This window comes from Corallococcus sp. RDP092CA (assembly GCF_041903675.1).
In the GTDB taxonomy this organism is placed as follows: domain Bacteria; phylum Myxococcota; class Myxococcia; order Myxococcales; family Myxococcaceae; genus Corallococcus.
Window position 1 is genome coordinate 18785 of the sequence record NZ_JAYESI010000010.1, and the last position, 24579, is coordinate 43363.

The following is a 24579-nucleotide window of genomic DNA, read 5'->3' on the forward strand; positions in this document are numbered from 1 at the left end:
CTAGAGGGTGCCGGTGCCGCTGCTGCCCTTGAACTCGGAGGAGGGCGGCAGGTCCGACTGGGCCTGCAGCGGGGCGGGGCGGTTGACCCGGTCGCGCAGCTCCTTGCCGGTGCGGAAGAGCAGGCCGCGCTTGGGCTTCACCGGGATGACCTGGCCTGTCTTCGGGTTGCGGCCCTGGTAGCCCTGGTAGTTCTTCACGTGGAAGGCGCCAAGCCCGCGAATCTCGATGTTCTCCCCGCGGCAGAGGGCGTCCTTCATCGACTCGAAGATCGTCTCGATGGTCGCCTCCGCCTGCTTCTGGGTCACGCCTCGTTTGGCGACGAGGATGTTGATCAGATCGGACTTGAGCATCGGACGCTCCCGCAAACCCCGTGACCCCTTGGTGACAGGGCTCTCTGGCCCGTGGTCGAGATCCGAATACATAACAGAACACCTCCTCCTTGCAAGCCGGGTGGTCTCCCAACCCTCTAAAAACGTTACGGATTTCCGTCGCTGGCCGCTGCCTTGGGGGCCTCGGGGGCGGGCGGGGCGAGCAGCCCCGGGCGCAGGGGCGTCACCAGGTCCAGCCACCGGGTGCGGCGAAGCAGGTCGACCCCGGCACAGTCGGCCGCCTGGAACAAGGGCTCGAATTGTTCGAAGCCGGGGGCCTTGGGGCCCGTCCAGGTGTCGGGGCCGCCGGTGATCATCACCCCGTGCACGGCGAGCGTGGTGTCTGCGAGGGTGATGTCGGCGGGGTCTTTCGCCGGACGCAGGCCGCCCCGCCGCGCCCGCTCCAGCAGGCGGGCTTCCACCATCCGGTCCACCACCTCGTGCACCAGCGACTCCGGCACGCGCAGCCGCGTGGCCAGCTCCCGGGGCAGGGGCGGGGTGCGGCCATCCACCCAGCACAGGGTGACGTCCTGGGCGACGCGCGCGGCCACCAGCTCGTGGGCGCGCGGGTGGCTGCCGAAGGCGAAGAGGGAGTCGCGGAAGGAGACGTGCTCCACGGCGTAGGACAGCCGGGCGCCGAACAGCATCACCAGCCAGCTCACGTACACCCAGGCGAGGAACAGGGGCAGGGCGCCCAGCGACGCGTAGAGCGGGTTGTAGAGGAAGCTGCGCGCGGCGAACTCCGCGTACACCTGCTTCGCCAGCATCCACCCCAGGCCGGCCACCAGGCCGCCCGCCAGCGCCGAGCGCACGCGCACGTGGGCGTAGGGCGTCCAGAGGTAGAGCAGCGTCAGGCTGCCCATGGCGATGAGCGTGGTGCCCACGGCGATGAACAGGGGCGCGGAGGGCGCGTAGGTCTGCAGGAACACGCGGACCCGGCCCGTACCCGAGAAGGAGATGGCCATGAAGATGGGGCCCAGCAGCAGCAGCCCGGCGTAGATGGCCAGCCGCGTGAGCCACGGGCGCTGGCGCCGGATGCCCCACAGCTCGTTCACCGCGCCGTCGATGTGGCGCAGCAGTGAGCCCGCTGACAGCAGCACCGCGAGGAAGCCCACGCTGCCCACCGCGATGGAGTCGCCCGGGTGCAGGAACCGGTCGAGCAGGGCGGCGGACTCCTCGCTGACCCCGGGGGCCAGCACCTCGGAGATGACGAAGCGCAGCTTCCGCTGGAACTGCTCCTGGTGGAGCGTGCGCAGGAGCACGATGCCCACGGTCAGCAGCGGCACCAGCGAGAACATGCTGATGTACGTGAGCGCGGCGGCGCGCAGGCGCAGGTTCTCGCCCATGAAGCCGCGCGCCACGGTGCGCGCCGCGAAGAAGATGTCCGCCGCGAAGCGACCGCCTGACGTGGCCCCGATGGGCGCCCACACACGGGCCGCCGTCTGGAGCGCCCAGGCTCGCACCCGCACCAGGGGCCGCCGGACGCGCCAGGACACCTTCCGGGCCATGGTCACGGCCTCCTCCCGGTGTGCTTCCCGCCCGGCGCGGCCAGGTCGCGGGAGTCCAGGAGCGTGCGAAGGCGCGGAGGCGAGCGGTTCATCCCAGGCGATTCAAACGGGCCAGAAGGTGAACGACGCCCCCCGGTGTGGAAGTGCCACCGTAGCCAAACCCTGCCCCTGGGAACCAGCCCTCCCCTCCCGCCGGAGCGGACGTTGTCCGCACATGCACGGTCCTCGTCCGCCCGGCTGGTCACCATGCGGGAGGGCGGGCTGGGCGAAGCCACAGAAGGCCATGGCCCGAGGTGCCTTCGTGCTCCCTCGCGAACCGGCCGCCGACGCCCGCCGCCATGCGATGCGTGCTCCGTTCAAGGTGAGCGGTGCGCTCGTGGTTGGACCTCGTTGAAGTCAATCCGACACCGTCCTGCCGTCTGACGGCTCGCACTTTGGTTCAAGCGGCGGCGCCAGGGCCGCCTCCCGCAAGGTCGCTCGTGCTGCGTTTTCAGGTGGAACTCCAAGGCAGCGTGCCCGCTGGACTCGCGGTCATCAGACGGAGGCCGCCGGACGGCTCGTGCCTTGGTTCAAGCGGAGGCGTCAGGCCATGTGAAGGTGGATATCGGCTGCTGCTCGCAATTCGGCGCGGGGGAAAGGGGAGGCGTCAGGCGGTGTGCCCGCGAGGACAGTGGGCATCGACTGCCGCTCGCGGCTTGGCACGGGGAAAGGGGGGCATCAGGCCGTGTGTCCGCGAGGAAGGTGGGTTCGGCTGCTGCTCGCAATTCGACGCGAGGGCGAGGGGAGCCGTCGGGCTGTGTCCGCGGGGAAGGTAGACATCGGCTGCCGCTCGCGGCTTGGCGGGTGGCAAGGGGAAGCCTCAGGCGGCATGCCCGCGAGGACCGTGGACATCGGCTGCCGCTCGCGGCTTGGCGCAAGGGTGAGGGGACCGTCAGGCAGCGTGTCCGCGAGGCCTGCTGACATCAGGCCGCTGAACACGGGCTCCAATGCAGAAGGCCCGGCGGGTGTACCCACCGGGCCTTCGCTGTCACTCACGGACCGGGCTCATGGGGCCCGGGGTCGCGCACGGCCTCAGCCTTCGCCGCCACCGCTGGACGGCTCCGATGAGCCCCCACCGGACGCCGCAGGAGGCGTGCCGCCGCCACCGTTGCTGCCACCGCCGGAACCGCCATGGCGCTCACCGCGCTCGGGCCGCTCACCGCGCTCGCCGCCACGGTTCTCGCCACCCCGGCCTTCGCCGCGCTCACCACCCCGGCCCTCGCCGCCGCGACGCTCGCGGTCGCCGCCCCGGTTGCGGTCACCCCCGCGCTCGCCGCGCTCGGGGCGCCGACCCTCTCGACGGTCTCCACCGGCGCGCTCGCCGCCCCGGCCTTCGCCGCGCTCGCCGCCTCGACCCTCGCCTCCGCCGCGGTTCTCACCGCCGCCGCGCTCACCCCGGTCGCGGTCCCGGCCGCCACCACGACGGCCCTGGTCCTGACGGCCGCCGTAGTTGTTCTCCGGGCGGCGCTGCTGCATCGCCAGCTCGCCGTCACCGGAGCCCGGCGACGAGGCCACCTTGTGCTCGGGGCCCGTGGCCGACCGGCCGTAGATGTCGTACTGCTCGCGGTGGTAGTTCTGCTGCGCCTTCACCTGGATGGACTTGTTGTAGCGGTCCATCAGGTGCCGCAGCTCGTTGCGCTCCTCACCCTGCAGGAGCCTCGCGACCTCCGCGTTGCAGTTGATGACGAGCGTGGAGTCCTTGTAGCCCGGCGCCTCCCGGCGGATCTCCCGGAAGATCTCGTACGCCACCGTGGTGGCCGTCTTCACGAAGCCCTTGCCGTCGCAGTACGGGCAGTCCTCGTGCAGCACGCGCCCGATGGACTCGCGCACGCGCTTGCGCGTCATCTCCACCAGGCCCAGCTCGGAGATGCGCAGCACGTTCGTCTTGGCCTTGTCCCGGCCCAGCGCCTCCTGCAGCGACTTGAAGACCTTGTCGCGGTTCTGCGCCTTCTCCATGTCGATGAAGTCGCAGATGATGATGCCGCCGATGTTGCGCAGCCGGAGCTGGTAGACGATCTCCTTGGCCGCCTCGACGTTGATCTTGGTGATGGTCTCCTCGAGGCTCTTCTTGCCGACGTAGCGTCCCGAGTTGACGTCGATGGCGGTGAGCGCCTCCGCCTGATCGATGATCAGGTAGCCGCCGCTCTTCAGCCACACCTTGCGCTGGGTGGCGCGCTGCAGCTCCTGCTCAATCCCGTAGGCGTCGAAGACGGGCTCGTCCGTCTCGTGCAGCACCACGCGGTCGCGCAGCGCCGGGTCCTGCGCGGTGACGAAGCCCTGGATGCGCTCGTACTCCTCCGCGTCGTCCACGACGAGCTTCTCCACGTCGTGGGCGAACAGGTCGCGCGTGGCGCGCAGGATGAGGTCCAGGTCCGGGTGCAGCAGGCCCGGTCCGCCGCGCTTCTCGTTGCGGCGCACCACCTGGTTCCACACCTCGATGAGGAACCGGATGTCGCTCTCCAGCTTCTCCTGGGGAACGTTCTCCGCCACCGTGCGCACGATGAAGCCCGTGCCGGGCGGACGCAGCCGGTCCACGATTTCACGCAGCCGGCGGCGCTCCTTCTCGTTGGAGATGCGGCGGCTGATGCCCACGTGGTCCACCGTGGGCATGAACACCAGGTGACGGCCGGGGATGGAGATGTGCGAGGTGAGCCGCGCGCCCTTCGTGCCGATGGGGTCCTTCGAGATCTGGACCACGACCTCCTGGCCCACCTTCAGCAGGTCTTCAATCTTGTCCGTCTTGCGCTGCTTGGGCTTCTCCTTCTCCTCGTCGCGCTTCTCGCGGCGGGGCTGCTCCTGGCGGCGCTTGTCCTTGTCCTTCTCGCGGCCCTCCCGGTTGCGCGGCTCGCGGGCCTCCCGCGCCTCGCGCGGCGTGCGGCGCTCGCCGGAGACCTCGGCGGGACGGGCGGGCTCGGCGGCGGGGGAGGGGATGAGCTCGCCCAGGACGGCCGCGTGCGGCGGCGGCTCGGCGGCGCTGCCCTCCGTCGCGGGCGCCACGCCGGACTCGGCGAGGGCGGCGGCGGTGACGCTCTCCGCGGGCGTCTCCTGCACCACCGTGGCGGGGGCCTCCACCGCCTGCGAGCCGCTCTCCGGCAGCGGCACCGCCACGGCGGCGGTGGACACCTCGACCGGGGCCTCCCGCGTGGCCCCTTCAGCTGGGGTCTCCGCGACGACAGACACGGACGCCGCCGGCTCGACGGGCTCGGGCGCGGCCTGGGCCTCCAGCGGCGCCGGGACGGCCTCCGGCTCAGGCTTCACGGCCTCCGGCTCCGCCTCCGGGGACTCCACCGGCGCGGCAGCCTGGGCCTGGACGTCCAGCGCCAGCGCGCCGTCGTGCGCCAGCACCGGCTCCGGGGCACCCGCGGGGACTTCGGTGCCGGCGGGCAGGGCGTGCGTGGCGTCCGGGGCCGCGGCGGCGGCCTCGATGGTGTCGGCTTCGGATTCGGTGGGGACGTCCGGGGCGTCCTCGTGCTCGCCCTCGGTCAGCTCGAACTGCGCGCGGGCGAAGTCCGGGTCGTAGACGACGTCGCTGACGTACAGGAAGGCGGCCTTCTCCAACCCGATGTCCACGAAGGCCGCCTGCATGCCCGGGAGCACCCGGACGACGCGACCCTTGTAGATGTTCCCGACGACGCCCTTGTCCTTCTTACGCTCGAGGTAGAACTCCGCGATATGGCCGCCCTCGACGAGCGCCACCCGGGTCTCCCGACCCGCGGCATTGATGACGAGCACACTGCTCATGGATGAATCCTGGTAGCGCGCGCGGTAGGGGGGACCTCACCGGACGGGAGGCGGCGAGACGCCACACCTCCGAGCACGCCGCGAGGGGAGAGGCGGCCAGCGGCCCTCCGGCGTGCGGACGCCTTCCGGAGGACCCGGAGGGAGAACGCATCACCTGGGTGGGGGCCGAGGACATCGCCGCCTGCTCCTCCGAGTTCATGTTGCCCCGCATTGCGACCGGCACCGTGCCGGGCGGGGCTGCTTCTCTTCACGCGCTCGAGGCGCCCACCACGCCCGTGCTGTCCGCCCCCTCTTCCACACCCGGTCGGTGCCCATGCGTGGGTCACCTTGGGGGGGCGTCTGGGGGCCCCGGAGCAGCAGGGGCATCCGGAGGGAACCGGAAGCGCAACCCGTCGAAATTCCTGCCTGGGCGTGATGCCCCGCCAACGCGGGGCGTCACACAACCGCCCAGAAACACGGAGAGTTTTCCACGCCCCTCCAGGTGTGTAAAGGCCCGATGCGCCCGTTCATCCACTGTCGGGCAGATGGAAGACGGGCCCGCCCGGCGGGCGTCCGGGCGCTCGGAAACGGACGTTCAGGCCTGCGCGGGGGCCTGCTTGCGCCCCTCCGGCTTGTCCAGCTTGCCGCGCGGCCGGCGCACCAGCCGGAGGCCCGTCCAGGTCTCGTCGATGATGCAGATCTTGTTGTCCACCAGCCCGATGTCGAGCGCCGCCTGGCGCACGAAGTCCTCGGACAGGCGCGTCTTCACGCCCTCGCCGGCGGGCCAGCAGACCCAGATGCCGCCGTTGAGGGTGGTGGCGCGCGACAGCGCGGGCAGCCGCTGCACCAGCTCCGTGGCGTCGGAGGTGAAGAAGAGGATGACGTCCAGCCCGGTCTGGGCCGTGACGAGGAACTCCACCCCGTCCGGCAGCGGGTTGAGCTTCTGCACGAAGCCCCGCGGCGGGTTGATGACGGAGACCTTGGTGCCGGACCGGATGCCCAGCATGGACGCCAGGGACGCCAGGGCGTAGGGCGTCATGGTGTGCGCTCCACGGTGAAGGTGCGAAACTCGCCAGTGGCCTGCCCGTCGGTGCGCGCCACGTCCGTGACGCTCGCCATGCGCGGACCCCGGTGAGACCAGCGGATGAACTCTTCCAGCGCGCCCGGTTCGCCTTCCACCGTGGCCTCCACGGAGCCGTCGCTCCGGTTGCGCACCCAACCTGACAGGCCGAGGCGCAGCGCCTCCTGCCGGGCGCTCTCCCGGTAGGAGACGCCCTGGACCGCGCCCTGGATGCGCAGGGTCACCCGGCGCTGCGTGCTCATGCCTCTGGCCTCATGCTCTGGCGTCCCCTTCTAGCAGCTTCAGGAACGCCTGCTCATCCAGGATTCTTACCCCCAATTCCTGCGCCTTCTTCAGCTTGCTGCCCGCGTCCTCGCCGGCGACGACGAAATCGGTCTTGCGCGAGACACTTCCAGAGACCTTGCCCCCGCGCCGTTCGATTTCCTCCTTGGCCTGCTCGCGCGCCAGCCGCTCCATGGTGCCGGTGAGCACCACCGTCTTGCCCACGAAGGGGCCGCCCGTGGCGACCGCCGGAGGGGCCGGGTGCACCCCGGCGTCCAGGAGGGCCTGGATGGTGGCCTGGTTCTGCGGCTCCTGGAAGAAGGTGTGGATGACCTGCGCCATCACCGGGCCCACGTCCTTCACCCGGCTGATGTCCTCCAGGCTGGCCGTGAAGAGCGCCTTCACGTCCGGGAAGGACTCCGCCAGGGCGCGCGCCGTGGAGTCGCCCACGTGGCGGATGCCCAGCGCGTACAGGAAGCGCCGCTGGGTGGTGTTCTTGCTGCCCGCGATGGAGGCCAGCAGGTTGTCCGCGCTCTTCTCCCCCATGCGCTCCAGCTTGAGCAGCGAGTCCCGGCTGAGCGCGTACAGGTCCGCGAACGTCTTCACCTGCCCATGGGTGACGAGCTGCGTGGCCAGCTTGTCCCCCAGGCCCTCGATGTCCATGGCGAGGCGGCTGGCGAAGTGGCGCACCTTCTCCACCAGCTGCGCGGGGCAGGACGCGCCCGTGCAGCGGATGATGGCGCCGTCCTCGTCCTTGGCCGCCACCGCGCCGCACACCGGGCAGTGGGTGGGGAAGGTGAAGGGCTGGGAGCCCTCCGGGCGCTTGGACGGCACCACGGAGACGATCTCCGGAATCACGTCGCCCGCGCGGCGCACGAAGACGGTGTCGCCCTTGCGCACGTCCTTGCGGCGCAGCTCGTCCTCGTTGTGCAGCGTGGCGCGCGCCACCGTCACGCCGCCCACCTTCACCGGCTTCAGGTGCGCCACCGGCGTGAGCGCGCCCGTGCGGCCCACCTGGATGCCGATGTCCTCCACCGTGGTGGACTCCTCCTCCGGCGGGAACTTGTAGGCCACCGCCCAGCGCGGGCTCTTGGACACCTGGCCCAGGCGGCGGCGCAGGTCCTCGTCGTCCACCTTCACCACCATGCCGTCGACCTCGAAGGGCAGGGAGTGGCGGCCCTTCAGGGACTCCTCGTAGCGCTGGCGGACCCCGTCCGCCCCGTCCGCGTGCTGGTAGCGGTTGATGGGCAGGCCCAGCGTCTTCAGGTACTCCAGCTTCTCGGTGTGCGTCTTGAAGGCGGGCACGCCGTCGCCGGGCACGCACTCATAGAGGTAGACGGACAGGGGCCGGGTGGCCGTCTCCCGGGGGTCCAGCTGGCGCAGGCTGCCCGCGGCGGCGTTGCGCGGGTTGGCGAAGAGGGACTCGCCCTGCTCCTCGCGCTTCTCGTTGAGCTTGCGGAAGTCCTCCTTGCGGATGAAGACCTCGCCGCGCACCTCCAGCCGCCTGGGCACCTTCACGCCGTCGTGGGGGAAGAGCTCCAGGGGCAGGCTCTTGATGGTGCGCAGGTTGCCCGTGACGTCCTCGCCGGTGGTGCCGTCGCCGCGCGTGGCGCCCTGCGCGAAGCGGCCGTCCTCGAAGCGCAGGGAGATGGCCAGGCCGTCCAGCTTGGGCTCGCACACGTAGCCCACCTGGGAGAGGCCCGTCTGCTTGCGGATGCGCTCGTCGAACTCCGTCAGCCCGGCGTCATCGAAGATGTTCGCCAGGGACAGCATCTGCGTGGTGTGCACCACCTGCCCGAACGCCTCCACCGCCGCGCCGCCCACGCGCTGGGTGGGCGAGTCCGGCGTCACGAGCTGGGGGTAGCGCTCCTCCAGCGCCTGGAGCTCGCGCATCAACGTGTCGTACTGGGCGTCGCTGATTTCCGGCGCGTCCAGCACGTAGTAGCGGTGGTTGTGGTGGGCCAGCTCCTGACGGAGCGCTCGGGCGCGGGCTTCGGCTTTCGGGAAGGTGTCCACGGGGTGTGTCCTTACCCCAATTCAGGGGCGCGGCCAGTCGCGCACGCCCCGCGTTGGAGGAGGAGCACTCTACCGGCACCACCTGACGGGCCTGCTCCCCGGCTCGGGAAGGGGGACCCGGGGGCGCGTGTTCCAGCAGGGAGGCGCAGCCGCCGCCCCATTAGGCCCGAATTTCAGCTACATAGCGGATTTCCTGTTGGCAATACCCCCGCCCTCCAGTGCAACCCCCTGAAAAACGGGACAGAGCCAGGCACGGATGCCTTGACAGCTCTGGAGACGGTCAATAGTTTCCAACGCGATTCCTGGCGCAGGGGTTCCCCCGGCGCCGACTCTTCCCAACCACAGGCCCACGCGCCCTCCGGTCCGTTCCCAGGACTTGGGTGGTGCTGCCCCCCTGGAAGGTGCTTCCGAGCGCCGCGCGGACGGATCGCCGTCCCGCGTACAGCCTGCCCGAGCCTTCGGGCGATTCCCCCCTATTCCGTCCGCAGACCGTCATGGCCAAAGCCCGTTCCCCCCGAGAGAAGGTAGTCGAGCCCGAGTTCACCGACGAGAAGCCCCGTCGCAAGCGCGCGGCGGCGAAGGAGGCGGAGAAGCCCGCGTCCCGGTCGCGCCGTGCGCCCGCTCGTCGTGAAGAGGCTCCCGCCGAGGAGGCCGAGGCCCCCGAGGTCGCCGCGGAGGCGCCCCGCCCGGTGCTCACGCCCATCTCCCGTCCCGTGCGCGACGACGAGCTCCAGGAGATGGGCGGCACGCCGGACGAGGAGGGCGCCGAGGAGGCCTCCCCGTCCGCCCCGCTGGAGTCCGCGGAGGGCCCCGCCATCACCGAGGTGGAGCGCGACGGCACCCCGATGCAGGTCATCAAGCTCAATGACCTGAAGCGGATGAAGATCACCGACCTGGCGAAGATGGCCCACGACACGGGCATCGAGGGCTACCAGGGGCTGAAGAAGCAGGACCTCATCTTCGCGCTGCTGGGCGGCATCGCGGACAAGCGCTTCGAGGTCCACGCGGAGGGCGTGCTGGAGCTCCTGAGCGACGGCTTCGGCTTCCTGCGCAGCGCGGACAGCGACTACCAGCCGTCCCCGGACGACATCTACGTGTCCCCGTCGCAGGTGCGCCGCTTCAACCTGCGGCCCGGCGACACGGTGACGGGCCCCATCCGCCAGCCCCGCGAGGGCGAGCGCTTCTTCGCGCTCCAGAAGGTGGACAAGGTCAACTTCGCGGACCCCATGTCGGACGCGGCGCGCGAGCGCATCCTGTTCGACAACCTCACGCCGCTCTACCCGACGCGCAAGCTCAAGCTGGAGCACGAGTCGTCGGAGATGACCACGCGCATCATCGACATGTTCTGTCCCATCGGCCTGGGCCAGCGCTGTCTCATCGTGGCGCCTCCGAAGGCCGGCAAGACGGTGCTCCTGCAGAACATCGCGCACGCCATCAGCCGCAACCACCCGGACGTCTACCTCATCGTGCTGCTCGTGGACGAGCGCCCGGAGGAGGTGACGGACATGGAGCGCAGCGTGCGCGGCGAGGTGGTGTCCTCCACCTTCGACGAGCCCGCCACGCGCCACGTGCAGGTGGCGGAGATGGTCATCGACAAGGCCAAGCGCCTGGTCGAGCAGAAGTACGACGTCTGCATCCTGCTGGACTCCATCACCCGCCTGGCGCGCGCCTACAACACGGTGGTGCCCGCGTCCGGGAAGATCCTGTCCGGCGGCGTGGACGCCAACGCGCTCCACAAGCCCAAGCGCTTCTTCGGCGCGGCCCGCAACATCGAGGAGGGCGGCAGCCTCACCATCATCGGCACGGCGCTCATCGACACCGGCAGCCGCATGGACGAGGTCATCTTCGAGGAGTTCAAGGGCACGGGTAACTCCGAAATCGTCCTGGACCGGAAGTTGATGGAGAAGCGCATCTTCCCAACGCTCGACATCAACAAATCCGGCACCCGCAAGGAGGAGCTCCTCTTGTCTCCGGCGGACCTGGTGCGCATTACGGCGTTGCGCCAGGTGCTCCACCCGTTCACCCCCATCGACGCGATGGAGTTCGTGCTCAAGCACATGCGTCCGACGGCGGCGAACGCGGAGTTCCTGGGCTCGATGAACCGGTAGTCGCCTCTCCGGCCCAAGGAGCCCCCCATGCGTCGTGCCCGCCTCCCGCGTCTGGTCGCCCGCGTCGCCGCGGGCCTCGCCCTGGGGCTCGGGGCCGGGTGCGACCTCGGGGTGGAGGACCTGCCCATCGGGGACACCCCGCCGGTGCTCTCCGACCAGGTCTGCTACGACGACTCGGACTGCGTGGCGAACGCGTGCTGCGGCGAGGGCACCGCCATCACCCACCGCGACGTCGGGCCGGACTGCTCCGGCGTGCGGTGTGACGGGACGTGCCCCCCCAACAGCGTGGACTGCGGCCGCTGCATCCCCACGTGCCGCAACGCGCGCTGCGCCGCCGCCTGTCAGTAGCGGGCGGCCGCTTCGCGCGGCTCAGCTGACCAGCCCGCCGGCCACGTTCACCGGCGGATCCCTCAAGGGCAGCGTCACGCGGAAGGTGGTGCCGCCGCCCGGCGTGTCCTCCACGTCGATGCGGCCCTGGTGCGCCTCCACCACCTGGCGCGACACCCAGAGCCCCAGGCCCAGGCCGCCGTAGTGGTGCGTGGACACGGCGCGCTCGAAGCGCTCGAAGATGCGCTCGCGGTCCTCCGGCTTGATGCCGATGCCGTGGTCCACCACGGACAGGCGCACGACCTCGCCGTCCGGCTGCAGCGTCACGTCCACGGGCCGGCCCCGGCCGAACTTCAGCGCGTTGGCGACCAGGTTGTGCACCACCTGGGAGATGCGCGACGGGTCGAAGGTGCCCGTCACCGGGCCCTTCACGTCCACGGTGAGCGGCGTGCCGTCCCTGCGCGCCTCCTCCGCCGCGAAGCGCGTCACCTCCACCAGCAGGTCGCCCAGGTCCACGTCCGTGCGGGTGAGCTTCAGCCGGCCGCTGGTGATCTGCGACACGTCCATCAGCACGTCCACGAGCGAGGCCAGCCGGCGGATGAAGGCCCGGGCCTGCTTCAGGCGCTCCAGCGCCTTGGACGGCCCGTCCCGGCTCAGGCCGCGCTCCACCAGCTCCAGGTGCAGCTGGAAGGCCGCCAGCGGCGTGCGCAGCTCGTGCGCCGCCACGGAGAGGAAGTCGTCGCGGGCGCGCAGCGCCTCGGCCAGGCCCTCCGCGCGGGCGCGCTCGTCGGCCATCTCCCCGCGCATCCTCGCGAGCTTCAGGTTGGACGCGATGCGCGCGAGCAGCTCCCCCGCGGAGAAGGGCTTCACCAGGTAGTCATCCGCGCCGGACGCCAGGCCCTGCACCGTGGCCTCCTCCCCGGCCTTCGCGGACAACAACAGGATGGGCAGCTCGCGCGTGGTGGGCGCGGCGCGCAGGGCCCGCAGGAGGCCCATGCCGTCCAGCTTCGGCATCATCACGTCCGACAGCACCAGGTCCGGCGGCCGGGCCAGCGCGGCCTCCAGGCCCTTCTGGCCGTCCGTCGCCACCTCGACGTCGTACTCGGCGGACAGCACGCGCTGGATGTAGTCGCGCATGTCCCGGTTGTCGTCCACCAGCAGGATTCGCGCGCGGGGCGCGGGGCTCCCGTCGTGGCCGTCCGGAGCGGGCGGGGCGCGGTGCGTGGACTGGGTGCGGTCCTTGGGCTTCGCGGTGCTCCAGAGCAGCGCCTCCTCGACGTAGGCGGACGTGGCCTCGCGCGCCGCGGAGCGCGGCCGGGCGGTGGTGCGGATGCGCTCCGGCGGCAGGTGCGCATGGCCGAGGGGCAGCTCCACCGTGAAGACGCTGCCCACGCCCTCCTGGCTGCGCGCGGACACGGTGCCGCCGTGCAGCCGCGCGAACTCCTGCACCAGCGCCAGCCCGATGCCGCTGCCCTCCACCGTGCGCGACGGCGAGCCCGACACGCGGTGGAAGCGCTCGAAGAGGCGGGGCAGCTCCTGCGCGGGAATGCCCGAGCCGGTGTCCTCCACCTCCAGCGCCACCCGCTGCCCGTGCTCGCGCAGGCGCAGCGTGACGTCGCCCTGGAGCGTGAACTTGAACGCGTTGGAGATCAGGTTGAGGACGATCTGCTCCCACAGGTCCGGCGCCACGTAGACGGGCTGGGAGAGGGGCGGACAGTCCACCGTGAGCTTGAGGCCCGCGCGCTCCATGGCGGAGCGGAAGCTGGACGCGGCGTCCTTCGTCAGCGCGGCCAGGTCCGCGGGCACGAAGCGCTCCTCCTTGGGGCCCGCCTCCAGCCGGGACAGGTCCAGGAGGGCGTTCACCAGCTTGAGCAGGCGCCCGGCGTTGCGGTGCACCCGCTCCATCTCCTTGCGGACCTCGTCCGACAGCGGGCCCGCGCGCCCGGCGAGCAGGTCCTCCGTGGGGCCCAGCATCAGCGTCAGCGGCGTGCGGAACTCGTGGCTGACGTTGGCGAAGAACTCCGACTTGAGCCGGTCCAGCTCCCCCAGCTGCTCGTTCGCGACGCGCAGCTGCTGGTTCGCCTCCTGGATCTGCTGGGCGCGCCGGAAGATCTCGCCCTCCATCTCGTCCGCGCGGGCCCGGAGCTCGGCGTGCTGGCGGAGCTGCTCCTCGTCCAGGTGCTTCAGGCGGATGAAGTCGGTGACGTCCTCCACGCGGTGGATGACGTAGCGCACCTCGCCGTCCTCGCCGAAGACGGGCGTGTTCAGCGGGCTCCAGTAGCGCAGCTCGAACCCGCCGCCGGCCTCCTTGGGGCGGGGGATGTCGTACTGCTGGACGGCCATCGCGTCCGGGGTGCGCGTCCTCACCGCGCGCTCCAGGGACGCGCGCAGGTTGGCCACCCCGCTGGCGTGCGGGTCCTGCGGGTTGTCCGGGAAGACGTCGAAGATGTTGCGGCCCAGGATGTCCTCACGCCGCGTCCGCGTGGCGCGCAGGTACGCGTCCGTCACCGCGATGATGACGAACTCCGGCGTCAGCACGAGGTACGGGTTGGGCGCGGCTTCGAACAGGCTCCGGTAGTCCGGAGCCGGTGAGGGGGAGGGGGGCATCACGCATGTCCTCGGATGCGGAGGAATGGGTGGAATTAGTCACTCACCCCCCGGGATGACCAGGGGGGAAGTGGGACCCGGCCCCTGGTTTTCCACCGGTGGACGCTTCGCGGGAGGCGGGTGTCCCGCCACGCTGGAGAAGTTCAGGCCGCCGGGGCGGCGTCCGTGGCTGCGACCGCCTGCTGGGGCGTCGGGGCCACCAGCGGGGGCGGCTGCGCCTTGAGGCGCGCATAGTCGAAGCAGGCCACGGCGATGGAGGCCACCGGCACCGCGAACAGCGCGCCCCAGAGGCCGAAGAGCTTCTCGCCCGCGATGAGGGAGAAGGCCACCACCACGGGGTGGATGCGCGCGGCCTCGCCCATGATCTTCGGGTTGAGGAAGTACGCCTCCAGCGCGTGGATGCCGATGATCCACAGCAGGAGCGCGACGCCCTTCTGGAAGCCGTCCGCCAGCGCGATGAGGACGATGGGCACCGAGCTGATGATGGTGCCGAAGATGGGGATGAGGCTGAAGAGCGTGGCGATGGTGGCCAGCAGGAAGGCGAACTTCACGCCGAACAGCAGCAGGCCCACCAGCGTGAGGCCGCCGTTCACCAGGCAGATGGTCACCTGGCCGCGCACCACGCCGGACAGGGACTTGTCGATGCGGGCCACCAGCGTCTTCGCGTCGGGCAGGAACTCCGCGGGGATGAGCGTGCCGAAGTAGCGGCGGATGGCCTGCGCGTCGATGGAGAAGAACGCGGCGACCATGAGGATGAAGAACAGCATGAAGACGCCGGTCAGCACCTCCGTGACGATGCGGCGCGACACGTTGACGATGTCCGCCAGGTTCTCCTTCACGAGCAGCGTCACGCGCGCCACCGCGTCCGTGAGCATCTGCTCCAGGTCCAGCGCCAGGTTGAAGCCGCCGGAGGCGCCCGCCGCGCCCTCCATGGCCCGGTCCGACAGGGCCACGGGGATGCCGTACACGTTGAGCCACTCCTCCGCGCGCTGCGCGAGCGACTGCACGTGCTCCGGCGTGAGCGCGCTGGCGAAGCTGGCCATCTCGCGGCTGATGCGCGCCACCTCGCGGTAGAGCTGCGGCACCAGCGCGACGAAGAAGAGGTACACCGCGAGGAAGAACCCCGCGTAGATGAGCAGGATGGCCACCCAGCGCGGCACGCCGCGGCCGGCCACGCGCAGCCGCGTGATGCGCGCCACCAGCGGCTGCACCAGGTACGCGATGAGCGCCGCGCCCGCGAAGGGCATCACCACCGAGCGCAGGGCGAAGAGCGTCACCGCGAGGGCCACCCACAGCCCCGCGAGGAGGAGCAGGCGCTTGCGGCGTTCGTCGGGGGCGGTGGCATCCACGGGCTGCGACATGCCTCGGGCTTAGGGCAGCAACCTCCCTCCTGACAAGTTCCCGGCGGAAAGCTTCCGGCGCCCCCGGGCTCCGATGCGCCCCAAGCGTCCGGGAAGGCCGCGCTGACGAGGGCAGGCGGCCGGCCCGGGGCCCGCCCGGTTCAGGCCTGGGGCAGGCGCGCCGTGGCGTCCAGCCGGGCCTCCAGCCGGTCCAGGCACTCGCGCATCAGGGGGCGCTTGATGCGGCCCTGGGTGGCCTCGCCCAGGCCCAGCATCTGCTCCGTGAGCCAGCGGGTGAGGAAGAGCAGGGGGACGCGGTCGTCGGGGGCCAGGCCCCGCTCCAGGTAGCGCTTGTTGCGGACGTAGTCGTCGAAGGCGTCGAACTCGCGGGCCAGGTCCCACTTCGCCAGCCGCAGGGCCTCCGCGTAGACGGCCGGGGCGGGGCGGCGCGTGGCCTCCTGGAAGAGCGCGGTGAACTCGCCCAGGGTGGCCGGCTCCAGGTCCTGCACGGGGGGGGGCCAGGACGCCAGGTCCTTGGCGAGCAGCCGCGCCACCTCGTCCAGGAGGTGGTCCACGAGGGCGACGGGCTTGAGGTCGAAGAGGTGGTCCCAGCGCGAGGGCATGTGTCAGGGGCTGGCGGTGGCGGGCAGCAGGGCGGCCACGGGAAGGGGAGGGGGTTCCAGGGCGGCGACGGACGCGGCCGCCGGGGCCTCAGCATAGCCCAGGGCCAGCTCGCGGCGGATGACCTCCCACACGGACCGGCGGGTGAGCAGCTCGCCGTGGGGCACGCCGGACAGCTCCACATTGAAGACGTTGGGCTGGCCGTCCACGTCCAGCACGGAGGAGGGGAAGCGCGCGATGACGTCGTCGCGCGAGTAGATGGACACGAGCCGCACGTGGCGGGGGAAGGCGCCCACGCCCAGCTGCTTGATGAAGGGCGACACCGGCGTGAGCTGCCACATGCTGCGGCTGAACCAGCCCAGCGTCGCGCAGCCCAGGTAGGCCATGCGCGTGCCCCGGTGCGGCGTGCCCAGGGTGATGAGGCGCTTGACGCGCGTGTCCCCGCCCAGCCGCTTCACGTAGTACGTGCCGATGAGGCCGCCCTTGGAGTGGCCGATGATGGTGAGCGGCCCCATGCCCGGGTGGCGCTCGTAGAGCCGGTCCACCTTCCCCTGGACCTTGCGCGCCAGCTCGTCGATGCGGTGCGTGTTGAAGCGGTCCATCGTGCCGCCCAGGTGGATGGACCAGACGCAGTAGCCCTCGCGGCGCAGGCGGTGCTCCAGCACCTCCAGGACGCGGCGCGTGCTGAAGAAGCCGTGCAGCAGGAGCACCGGCCTCTGGCAGCGCTTGAAGTCCGTGCGGCGCACGACCTGGTTGCCGCGCGGATCCAGGTCCACGTAGCTGGCCAGGTACTTCAGCTGGCACTTCAGCTTCCGGTACTGCATCACGAGCGGATTCATCCCCAGCCCCCGTCCCTCCTGGACGGTGCAGGGACCGCCGTCCGGGACCACGGGGGAGAAGCTAGGGAGCGCGTCACCCCTCGGCCTGGATCCGCGCGCGGCCTCTGTCCGCTTTCGCGCGTCCGGTGGTCCGGACCCGGAAGGTCCGGTCAGGTGAAGTGTTCGAGGAAGTTCATCAGCACCCGGTGCGCGGATGGCGTCGGGGTGATGCCGGCGAGGAGCCGGTGGACGGCCCCGCCCTCGGGGAGGCCGGCCTCGCGCGCGGCCGCCTCCAGCGCGTCCTCGCGGGCGAGGATGACCGCGCGCATGGCGTCCGTGGGCATCTCCGGGTGGAACTGCACGCCGCGCACGTTGGGCCGGAAGGCGAGCGCCTGGGTCGCGGTGTTGGCGTTGCTCGCGAGCACCGTCGCTCCCGCTGGCAGGCGGGAGACGATGTCCTCGTGGGTCTCCTGGACGGCGAAGCGCTCCGGCAGGCCGGTGAACAGCGGATCCGCGCGGCCCTCGGGTGAGAGCGTCACCTCCACGGTGCCCGTCTCGCGGCCGTTGGGGTTGCGCGTCACCTGGCCGCCGTAGGTCTCCGCGAGCAGCTGTTGGCCAAAGCACACGCCGAGCACGGGGATGCCCTGCTCGCCCGCCTCCGCCATGAAGGCGCCCGCGCGCTCCATCCACGGCTCGCGCCGCGTCACCGACAGGGGCGAGCCCGTCATCATCACCGCGTCGTAGCCCCTCGCGTCCCGGGGCAGGGGCGCGCCCCTGTGCACGGGGAGGATGTCGAAGCGCTGACCGGACAGTCCGATGGTTTGCAGAAACCACCGCTCGTAGTCGCCCACGGAGCGCTGGACCGGGGTCGCCGCGTCGCCGGCTTTCAGCAGCAGGACGTTCTTCATGGGGGCAGGTTGCCGCGTCATGGCCCCAGTCCTACCGTGTCCAGCCATCCGTGTCCGGTGCCCGCCACTTCCAGGTCGCTCGCGCGCCGTGCTCACCCGAGGCCTCGCCATGACCGACGCTCGTTCGCTCACTCCCAAGCTCCCCGTGCTCAAGCTGCTCATCGACGGGCAGCAGGTGGACCCCGTCGAAGGGGGCACCTTCGCGGTGGTGAACCCCGCCACCGGCCAGAAGCTGGCGGACGTGCCCGCGGGCACCGCCGCGGACGTGGACCGCGCGGTGAAGGCCGCGCGCCGCGCCTTCGAGTCCGGGCCGTGGGGGAAGATGACCGGCCGCGAGCGCGGCAGGCTGATCCGCAAGCTGGCGGACCTGCTCTACGAGCGCCGCGAGGAGTTCGCGCTCATCGAGTCCCTGAACAACGGCAAGACGTTCAAGGACGCCATCCGGGGGGACGTGGCGCCGGCCGCCGCGACGCTCGCGAGCTTCGCGGACATGGCCAGCACCATCACGGGCGAGGTGCTGCCGGTGGACGGCCCCTTCCACACCTACGCGCTCAAGGAGCCGGTGGGCGTGGTGGGCGCCATCGTGCCGTGGAACTACCCCACGTGCATGCTGGGCTGGAAGCTGGGGCCCGCGCTGGCCGCCGGCTGCACGGTGGTGGTGAAGCCCTCCGAGTACACGCCGCTCACCGCCCTCAAGCTGGGCGCGCTGGCGCTGGAGGCGGGCTTCCCGCCTGGCGTCATCAACGTCATCACCGGCCTGGGCGACCCCGCGGGCGAGGCGATCGCCCGGCACCCGGACGTGGACAAGATCTCGTTCACCGGCTCCGGCCGCACCGCGCGCCGGCTGTTGCAGGCGTCCGCCGCGAGCAACCTGAAGAAGCTGACGCTGGAGCTGGGGGGCAAGAGCCCGCAGCTCATCTTCCCGGACGCGGACTTCGACCGCGCGGTGGACGCGTGCTTCTGGGGCATCTTCGGAAACAAGGGCGAGACGTGCAACGCGGGCAGCCGCGTGCTGGTGCACCAGGACGCCTACGACGCGTTCGTCGCGAAGCTCGCGGAGAAGGCGCGCACGATGAAGGTGGGCGACCCGCTGGACGCGGCCACGGAGATGGGCGCGCTGGTGAGCCAGAAGCAGCTGGACGTGGTGCTGGGCTACATCGAGAGCGGCAAGCAGCAGGGCGCGAAGCTGCTCGCGGGCGGTGGCCGCGACACGGAGGGCTTCAAGGCGAAGGGCTGCTTCGTGAAGCCCACCATCTTCGGCGACGTGAAGCCGGACATGAAGATCGCCCAGGAGGAGATCTTCGGCCCGGTGCTCAGCTGCCTGCGCTTCCGCGACGACGCGGAGGCCCTCTCGCTGGCGAACAGCACGCAATACGGCCTGGCCGCGTCCATCTGGACCGGTGACGTGGCCAAGGCCCACGCGCTGGCGAAGCAGGTGAAGAGCGGCGTGGTGTGGATCAACTGCTTCAACGAGTTCGACGACGCGGCGCCCTTCGGTGGCTACAAGGAATCCGGCTGGGGCAAGGACCTGGGCCACCACGCGCTGGACGGCTACCTCCAGACGAAGGCCGTGTGGACGAGGCTGCCGTCCCCCTGACGCCGCCGTGCGCTGCGCCTGGTTCTCTCGCTCCCTCTTCCGCATGACGAAGAAAAGGAAGGTCCGCATGGCATCGCGTCCCAAGGCCAAGGTGCTCACCCATCCGGCGATGGCCCGCCGGGCCCGCGCGAAGGAGCGGAGCGAGGGCGGGCCTCGCGCGGTGCCTGGACAGGCGGGGGACCTGGACTCCCTGCGCCGGTGGATGGACGAGAAGAACGTCCGCAAGGTGAAGGTGGGCGCCATCGACATGGATGGCGTCTGGCGCGGCAAGTACATCTCGCTGGAGAAGTTCTACAGCGCCGCGAAGAGCGGCCTGGGCTTCTGCGACGTCGTCTTCGGCTGGGACCTGGGCGACGACCTGCTGGACAACACGAAGGTGACGGGCTGGCACACGGGCTACCCGGACACGCCCGCGAAGGTGGACCTGTCCACCGCGCGCATCATCCCGTGGGAGCCGGACACCGCGGCGTTCCTCCTGGACTTCGCGAACCCGGACGGGACGCCCTTCGAGGCGAGCCCCCGCCAGCTGCTCCAGAAGATGGGCCAGCGCGCGCGCAAGCTGGGCTTCCTGCCGAAGTTCGGCGCGGAGTACGAGTTCTTCCTCTTCAAGGAGGGGCCGCAGAGCCTGCATGACAAGGGCTTCCAGAACCTCACGCCGCTGACGCCGGGCATGTTCGGCTACTCGTGGCTGCGCACGTCGCTGAACGCGCCGCTGGTGCACGCGCTCATCGACGGGTGCAACGCGTTCGGGCTCAACATCGAGGGCTTCCACACGGAGACGGGCCCCGGCGTCTTCGAGGCCGCCATCCGCTACGACACGCTGGAGCTGGCCGCGGACCGCGCGGCGCTGTTCAAGACGGTGGTGAAGGAGATCTGCGCGAAGCACGGGGTGTCCGCGTGCTTCATGGCCAAGGTGAGCTCGAAGCTGCCCGGCTGCTCGGGCCACGTGCACCAGTCGCTGTGGAACCTGAAGGACGAGGAGAACCTCTTCCACGACCCGTCGCAGAAGCACGGCATGAGCAAGCTGATGCGGCACTACATCGGCGGGCAGGTGGCGCTGATGCCGGAGCTCACGGCGCTCTACTGGCCCACCATCAACAGCTACAAGCGCAGCGTGGAGAACACCTGGGCGCCCACCACCGCGACGTGGGGCCTGGAGAACCGCACCTGCGCCATCCGCGTCATCGGCGACAGCGGCAAGTCCATGCGCATCGAGTACCGCCAGCTGGGCGCGGACATGAACGCGTACATCGGCATGGCGGTGAGCCTGGCCGCGGGCCTGTGGGGCATCGAGAACGAAGTCGAGCCGCCCGCGCCCGTGCTGTCCAACGCCTACGAGGCGAAGCACGCGAAGCCGCTGCCCCGCAACCTGAAGGACGCGGTGGCCCTCTTGAAGCACAGCGAGCGCGCCCGCGAGCTGCTGGGTGACGGCTTCGTCGACCACTTCGTGCGCACCCGAGAGTGGGAGGTGCGCCAGTACGAGCGGGCGGTCACCTCCTGGGAGCTGGAGCGCTACCTGGAGCTCATCTGAAGGAGGACCTTCCATGAAGCCTTTCGACATTCCCTCGGAGCCGCGCGTCACGGAGATGTCGTGGCCCACGCGCATCGTGTTCGGCGCGGGCGCGCTCCAGCGGCTGCCCGCGCACGCGGCGCGGCTGAACATGAAGCGCCCGCTGCTGGTGACGGACGCGGGCGTGGTGAAGGCGGGGCTCGCCACGCGCGTGATGGAGGTGCTCAAGGGCGCGGGGATGGACTGCGCGGTGTTCGACCGCGTGGAGCCCAACCCCACGGAGCGCGACGTGTTCGCGGGCCTGGAGGCATACCGCGCGCACAAGGCGGACGGCATCGTCGCGCTGGGGGGCGGCAGCGCGCTGGACGCGGGCAAGCTGGTGCAACTGCTCACCACGCACGAGCCGCCGCTCAGCCGCTACGACGACGCGAAGGGGGGCGACCAGTACGTGCGCGACGACCTGCCTCCGCTCATCGCCATCCCGACGACGGCGGGCACGGGCTCGGAGGTCGGGCGCTCCGGCGTGGTGACGCTGGCGGACACGGGCCGCAAGACGGTCATCTTCAGCCCGTACCTGCTGCCGAAGGTGGCCGTCATCGACCCGGAGCTGACGCTGGGCCTGCCTCCGTCCGTCACGGCGGCCACGGGCATGGACGCGCTCACCCACTGCATCGAGGCGTATGTCGCGAATGGCTTCCATCCGCTCGCGGACGCGGTGGCCATCGACGGGGTGGCGCGCGTGGGGCGCTCGCTGGTGACGGCGGTGAAGGAGGGCCGCGACCTGGCGGCGCGCACGGACATGATGGTGGCGGCGATGGAGGGCGCCATGGCCTTCCAGAAGGGCCTGGGCGCGAGCCACGCGCTGGCGCACGCGCTGACGCCCATCTCCCACGTGCCGCACGGCCTGGCCAACGCCATCGTCCTGCCCGCGGTGATGGAGTTCAACCGCGCGTCCTGCACGGCGCGGCTGGCGCGCATCGCCACGGCGCTGGGGGACACGTCCAACGCGCGCGAGGAGGTGCTCGCCGCCAACGCCATCGACCGCGTGCGCAAGCTGGCGGCGGCCGTGGGGATTCCCGCGCGGCTGCGCGAGGCGGGCGTGAAGGAGCAGGACCTGGAGCACATCGCGCAGAAGGCCTTCCAGGACGCGTCGCACCAGGGGAACCCCCGCTCCGTGACGGAGGCGGACCTGCTGGCCATGGCCCGCGCGGCGTACTGAGAAGCGGCTTCACGCCGACTTGATTTCAGCGTGTTTCAGCGGGGCCTCTTCCGAGGGAAACGGGAGGGGCCCCGCGCCTTTGGCGCGGTTGAATCAACCCGGGCCGCCCCCGTCAGAAGGTTCAGAACGCAGCGACAACGCGGCTCAACGGATGCAGGTCATGAAGGCGATGCTCAAGAAGATGGTGGTGGCTGTGGCGCTCGTCGCGAGCACCCCGGTGATGGCGGCGGACTTCCACGCCGCCAGCCCCCTCGTGAGCCGTCAGGACCAGGCCCGCATGGAGCGCGAGCGTCAGGAGCGTGAGCGTCAGGCGCGGCTGGAGCGCGAGCGGATGGAACGGGCGCGTCAGGAGCGTGAGCGTCAGGCGCGGCTGGAGCGCGAGCGTCAGGAGCGGGCGCGCAAGGAGCGCGAGCGGCTGGCGAAGCTGGAGCGGGCGCGGCTGGAACGGGAGCGCCTGGCGCGGCTGGAGCGGGAACGGCAGGAGCGCGAGCGGCTGGCGCGGCTGGAGCGCCAGCGTCAGGAGCGCGAGCGGCTGGCGCGGCGCGACTCGCGGTACAGCGGTGGCTGGGTGAACTGAGCGGCCATGGCGTCACAGCCTGAAGCAGTACGGAGGCCCGGGGGCGGACATCCACCCTCGGGCCTCTTCGCGTCTGGCGGTCAGTGGGCGGAGGACTCCACGGGCGCCGCGCGGGGGCCCGCATCCCGTGCCGCGTCGCCCGCGTCCATGCCCCCTCCTGTCCGCGTTGGCTCGCCTGTCTCCGGCGTGAACTCCAGCGTCTCCATGTAGATGCGGCCCGGCAGCCGCAGGTCCATGGCGGTGACGCGCTCGCGGTCCCGCAGGTCGTAGAGCTGCCGCGCCACGGAGTTCGCCAGCACGCGCTCGTCGGAGAAGAAGACGTAGACGCGCACCTTCCCCTCCTGCACCGGCACGCGGAAGTGGGTGTTGGCGACGGGCTGGTTCGCGGAGCAGCGGATGGCGCGGTTCTCTCGCGTCAGCGTGAGCTGTCGCATGACGCCCTTCTCCGACATGGTGAAGAGCATGCAGTAGGGGAGCTGCCCCTCGGCGGGGATGACCTCCATGGTCGCGGGGCCCGTCCGCTTCACCTGTGCGCGCGCCACCTTCGCGGGCGGCGTGGCATCAGGGCAGCCCACGGCGCCAGCGCCCAGCGCCATCACCGTCAACAAGCCCGTCCAGCGCGTCACGTGTTCTTCCCAGGGAAGGTGGAGTACCGGCGCGCGAGCCTACTCGACGCAACAGGAGGGACGTGCACTGGAGGAGGGCTCGCTTCAGCCCTTTCCCGGTTCCGTCGACATCCGGGAGGCTCGACACCGCCCGGGCTCCCTGCCTGTGCGAAGTGGCTTCATCCGGGCTCGATTTCAGAGTGTTTCAGGGGACCTCTCCCGAGGAAAACAGGAGGGGGCGCGTAGCCTGGAAGGGTTGAATCAGCCGGGGCCACCACCGTCAGAAGGTTCAGAACGCAGCGACAACGCGGCTCAACGGAGGCGGTCATGAAGGCGATGCTCAAGAAGATGGTGGTGGCTGTGGCGCTCGTGGCGAGCTCCCCGGTGATGGCGGCCGACTTCCACGCCGCCACCCCCCTCGTGAGCCGCCAGGACCAGGGCCGCATGGAGCGCGAGCGTCAGGAGCGTGAGCGGCAGGCGCGGCTGGAGCGGGAACGGCAGGAACGCGAGCGTCAGGAGCGCGAGCGGCAGGCCCGGCTGGAGCGCGAGCGTCAGGAGCGCGAGCGTCAGGTGTGGCTGGAGCGGGAACGGCAGGAGCGTGAGCGGCAGGCCCGGCTGGAGCGCGAGCGTCAGGAGCGCGAGCGGCTGGCGCGGCGCGACTCGCGGTACAGCGGCGGCTGGGTGAACTGAGCGGCCACGGCGTCACAGCTCGAAGCAGCGCGAGGCCCGGGGGCGGACATCCACCCTCGGGCCTCTTCGCGTCTGGCGGTCAGTTGGCCAGGGGCTCCATGGTCAGCGTGCGGGTGCCGGCATCCGGGGCGGTGCCGCCATCGGACGTCACCACGCCGCCCGCGCCCACGATCTCGCCTGTCTGTTCCGGCTCGCCCACCTCCGGCGTGAACTCCAGCGTCTCCACGAAGACGCGCCCTGGCAGCCGCAGGTCCATGGCGGTGACGCGCTCGCGGTCCCGCAGGTCGTAGAGCTGCTGCGCCACGGAGCCCGCCGGCACGCGCTCGTCGGAGAAGAAGACGTAGACGCGCACCATCCCCTCCTGCACCGGCACGCGGAAGCTGGTGTTCGCGACGGGCCGGTTGGCGTCGCAGCGGATGGAGCGGTTCTCCCGCGTCAGCGTGAGCTGCCGGATGACGCCCTTCTCCGACATGGTGAAGAGCATGCAGTAGGGGAGCTGCCCCTCGGCGGGGATGATCTCCATGGTCGCGGGGCCCGTCCGCTTCACCTGCGCGCGCACCACCTTCGCGGGTGGCTTCGCATCGGGACAGCCCGCGAGGCCCACGCTCACCGCCATCACCGTGAACAAACCCTTCCAGCGCGTCATGTGTCTCTCTCC

Annotated in this window: 20 protein-coding genes; 7 read left to right on the forward strand and 13 right to left on the reverse strand. The window is 71.0% G+C overall.

Features of this window, described 5'->3' with window-relative positions; translation table 11 throughout:
* From U8525_RS13365 to ligA, 6 genes are all read right to left on the reverse strand, one after another.
* Positions 1–351: an HU family DNA-binding protein gene (locus U8525_RS13365; RefSeq protein WP_043321998.1), complete on the reverse strand. Its 351-nt coding sequence runs from the start codon at positions 349–351 to the stop codon at positions 1–3.
* Between the two features lie 125 nt (positions 352–476).
* On the reverse strand, positions 477–1877 hold the full coding sequence (locus U8525_RS13370; RefSeq protein WP_374265472.1) for a YhjD/YihY/BrkB family envelope integrity protein: 1401 nt from the start codon (positions 1875–1877) through the stop codon (positions 477–479).
* Positions 1878–2948: 1071 nt separating this feature from the next.
* Positions 2949–5657 carry an Rne/Rng family ribonuclease gene (locus tag U8525_RS13375; protein ID WP_374265474.1) on the reverse strand — a complete coding sequence of 903 codons (2709 nt, stop codon included), beginning with the start codon at positions 5655–5657 and terminating at the stop codon, positions 2949–2951.
* A 574-nt stretch (positions 5658–6231) separates the two neighbouring features.
* Complete coding sequence (locus U8525_RS13380) at positions 6232–6675, reverse strand: DUF3052 domain-containing protein (RefSeq protein ID WP_374265476.1); 444 nt, start codon at positions 6673–6675, stop codon at positions 6232–6234.
* Positions 6672–6959, reverse strand: coding sequence for an acylphosphatase (locus tag U8525_RS13385; RefSeq protein WP_374265479.1), 288 nt, complete (start codon positions 6957–6959; stop codon positions 6672–6674). Before U8525_RS13385 ends, U8525_RS13380 begins: the two co-directional genes overlap by 4 nt.
* Positions 6960–6969: 10 nt before the next feature.
* Positions 6970–8994: an NAD-dependent DNA ligase LigA gene (gene ligA / locus U8525_RS13390; protein ID WP_374265481.1), complete on the reverse strand. Its 2025-nt coding sequence runs from the start codon at positions 8992–8994 to the stop codon at positions 6970–6972.
* 494 nt (positions 8995–9488) lie between these two features.
* On the opposite strand from ligA, the gene rho reads away from it, so the two are divergent.
* The gene (gene rho / locus U8525_RS13395; RefSeq protein WP_374265483.1) at positions 9489–11102 is read left to right on the forward strand and encodes a transcription termination factor Rho; all 1614 of its coding nucleotides are present in this window, start codon (positions 9489–9491) and stop codon (positions 11100–11102) included.
* Positions 11103–11129: 27 nt separating this feature from the next.
* Positions 11130–11450, forward strand: coding sequence for a hypothetical protein (locus tag U8525_RS13400; RefSeq protein WP_374265485.1), 321 nt, complete (start codon positions 11130–11132; stop codon positions 11448–11450).
* Positions 11451–11471: 21 nt separating this feature from the next.
* Here the strand turns inward: U8525_RS13400 and U8525_RS13405 are convergent, their stop codons facing one another.
* From U8525_RS13405 to U8525_RS13425, 5 genes are all read right to left on the reverse strand, one after another.
* Entirely contained in the window at positions 11472–14036 is a 2565-nt protein-coding gene (locus tag U8525_RS13405; protein WP_374265487.1) for an ATP-binding protein, read from the reverse strand.
* A 143-nt stretch (positions 14037–14179) separates the two neighbouring features.
* Entirely contained in the window at positions 14180–15397 is a 1218-nt protein-coding gene (locus U8525_RS13410; RefSeq protein ID WP_374265489.1) for an AI-2E family transporter, read from the reverse strand.
* Positions 15398–15537: 140 nt separating this feature from the next.
* Positions 15538–15999, reverse strand: a complete 462-nt coding sequence (locus tag U8525_RS13415) for a hypothetical protein (protein WP_374265491.1) — start codon at positions 15997–15999, stop codon at positions 15538–15540.
* A gap of 3 nt (positions 16000–16002) precedes the next feature.
* The gene (locus tag U8525_RS13420; RefSeq protein ID WP_374265492.1) at positions 16003–16836 is read right to left on the reverse strand and encodes an esterase/lipase family protein; all 834 of its coding nucleotides are present in this window, start codon (positions 16834–16836) and stop codon (positions 16003–16005) included.
* 149 nt (positions 16837–16985) lie between these two features.
* Complete coding sequence (locus U8525_RS13425) at positions 16986–17744, reverse strand: glutamine amidotransferase (protein WP_374265494.1); 759 nt, start codon at positions 17742–17744, stop codon at positions 16986–16988.
* Positions 17745–17832: 88 nt separating this feature from the next.
* Here U8525_RS13425 and U8525_RS13430 point away from each other — a divergent pair, with 88 nt between their 5' ends.
* The 4 genes from U8525_RS13430 (at position 17833) to U8525_RS13445 (ending at position 22626) form a co-directional block, all read left to right on the forward strand.
* The gene (locus tag U8525_RS13430) at positions 17833–19320 is read left to right on the forward strand and encodes an aldehyde dehydrogenase family protein (protein ID WP_374265495.1); all 1488 of its coding nucleotides are present in this window, start codon (positions 17833–17835) and stop codon (positions 19318–19320) included.
* Positions 19321–19387: 67 nt separating this feature from the next.
* Positions 19388–20851: a glutamine synthetase family protein gene (locus U8525_RS13435; RefSeq protein ID WP_374265497.1), complete on the forward strand. Its 1464-nt coding sequence runs from the start codon at positions 19388–19390 to the stop codon at positions 20849–20851.
* A gap of 13 nt (positions 20852–20864) precedes the next feature.
* Entirely contained in the window at positions 20865–22049 is a 1185-nt protein-coding gene (locus U8525_RS13440; RefSeq protein ID WP_374265499.1) for an iron-containing alcohol dehydrogenase, read from the forward strand.
* Positions 22050–22209: 160 nt separating this feature from the next.
* Positions 22210–22626: an ATP-dependent DNA helicase gene (locus U8525_RS13445; RefSeq protein ID WP_374265501.1), complete on the forward strand. Its 417-nt coding sequence runs from the start codon at positions 22210–22212 to the stop codon at positions 22624–22626.
* An 80-nt stretch (positions 22627–22706) separates the two neighbouring features.
* Here U8525_RS13445 and U8525_RS13450 read toward each other — a convergent pair whose 3' ends face one another.
* A complete protein-coding gene (locus U8525_RS13450) occupies positions 22707–23252 on the reverse strand; it encodes a hypothetical protein (protein WP_374265503.1) in 546 nt (181 codons plus the stop codon).
* A gap of 306 nt (positions 23253–23558) precedes the next feature.
* On the opposite strand from U8525_RS13450, the gene U8525_RS13455 reads away from it, so the two are divergent.
* A complete protein-coding gene (locus U8525_RS13455) occupies positions 23559–23921 on the forward strand; it encodes an ATP-dependent DNA helicase (RefSeq protein ID WP_374265505.1) in 363 nt (120 codons plus the stop codon).
* 79 nt (positions 23922–24000) lie between these two features.
* Here U8525_RS13455 and U8525_RS13460 read toward each other — a convergent pair whose 3' ends face one another.
* On the reverse strand, positions 24001–24567 hold the full coding sequence (locus tag U8525_RS13460) for a hypothetical protein (RefSeq protein ID WP_374265507.1): 567 nt from the start codon (positions 24565–24567) through the stop codon (positions 24001–24003).
* Positions 24568–24579 lie beyond the last annotated feature (12 nt).

Bases quoted from the DNA above. Each gene is read 5' to 3' on its own strand.
- U8525_RS13385 (WP_374265479.1), bottom strand. From the start codon at position 6,959: ATGAGCACGCAGCGCCGGGTGACCCTGCGCATCCAGGGCGCGGTCCAG.
- U8525_RS13415 (WP_374265491.1), bottom strand. From the start codon at position 15,999: ATGCCCTCGCGCTGGGACCACCTCTTCGACCTCAAGCCCGTCGCCCTC.
- U8525_RS13405 (WP_374265487.1), bottom strand. From the start codon at position 14,036: ATGCCCCCCTCCCCCTCACCGGCTCCGGACTACCGGAGCCTGTTCGAA.
- U8525_RS13425 (WP_374265494.1), bottom strand. From the start codon at position 17,744: ATGACGCGGCAACCTGCCCCCATGAAGAACGTCCTGCTGCTGAAAGCC.
- U8525_RS13380 (WP_374265476.1), bottom strand. From the start codon at position 6,675: ATGACGCCCTACGCCCTGGCGTCCCTGGCGTCCATGCTGGGCATCCGG.
- U8525_RS13460 (WP_374265507.1), bottom strand. From the start codon at position 24,567: ATGACGCGCTGGAAGGGTTTGTTCACGGTGATGGCGGTGAGCGTGGGC.
- U8525_RS13445 (WP_374265501.1), top strand. From the start codon at position 22,210: ATGAAGGCGATGCTCAAGAAGATGGTGGTGGCTGTGGCGCTCGTCGCG.
- U8525_RS13410 (WP_374265489.1), bottom strand. From the start codon at position 15,397: ATGTCGCAGCCCGTGGATGCCACCGCCCCCGACGAACGCCGCAAGCGC.
- rho (WP_374265483.1), top strand. From the start codon at position 9,489: ATGGCCAAAGCCCGTTCCCCCCGAGAGAAGGTAGTCGAGCCCGAGTTC.
- U8525_RS13440 (WP_374265499.1), top strand. From the start codon at position 20,865: ATGAAGCCTTTCGACATTCCCTCGGAGCCGCGCGTCACGGAGATGTCG.
- U8525_RS13435 (WP_374265497.1), top strand. From the start codon at position 19,388: ATGGCATCGCGTCCCAAGGCCAAGGTGCTCACCCATCCGGCGATGGCC.
- U8525_RS13365 (WP_043321998.1), bottom strand. From the start codon at position 351: ATGCTCAAGTCCGATCTGATCAACATCCTCGTCGCCAAACGAGGCGTG.
- U8525_RS13400 (WP_374265485.1), top strand. From the start codon at position 11,130: ATGCGTCGTGCCCGCCTCCCGCGTCTGGTCGCCCGCGTCGCCGCGGGC.
- U8525_RS13430 (WP_374265495.1), top strand. From the start codon at position 17,833: ATGACCGACGCTCGTTCGCTCACTCCCAAGCTCCCCGTGCTCAAGCTG.
- U8525_RS13375 (WP_374265474.1), bottom strand. From the start codon at position 5,657: ATGAGCAGTGTGCTCGTCATCAATGCCGCGGGTCGGGAGACCCGGGTG.
- U8525_RS13370 (WP_374265472.1), bottom strand. From the start codon at position 1,877: ATGGCCCGGAAGGTGTCCTGGCGCGTCCGGCGGCCCCTGGTGCGGGTG.
- U8525_RS13455 (WP_374265505.1), top strand. From the start codon at position 23,559: ATGAAGGCGATGCTCAAGAAGATGGTGGTGGCTGTGGCGCTCGTGGCG.
- U8525_RS13420 (WP_374265492.1), bottom strand. From the start codon at position 16,836: ATGAATCCGCTCGTGATGCAGTACCGGAAGCTGAAGTGCCAGCTGAAG.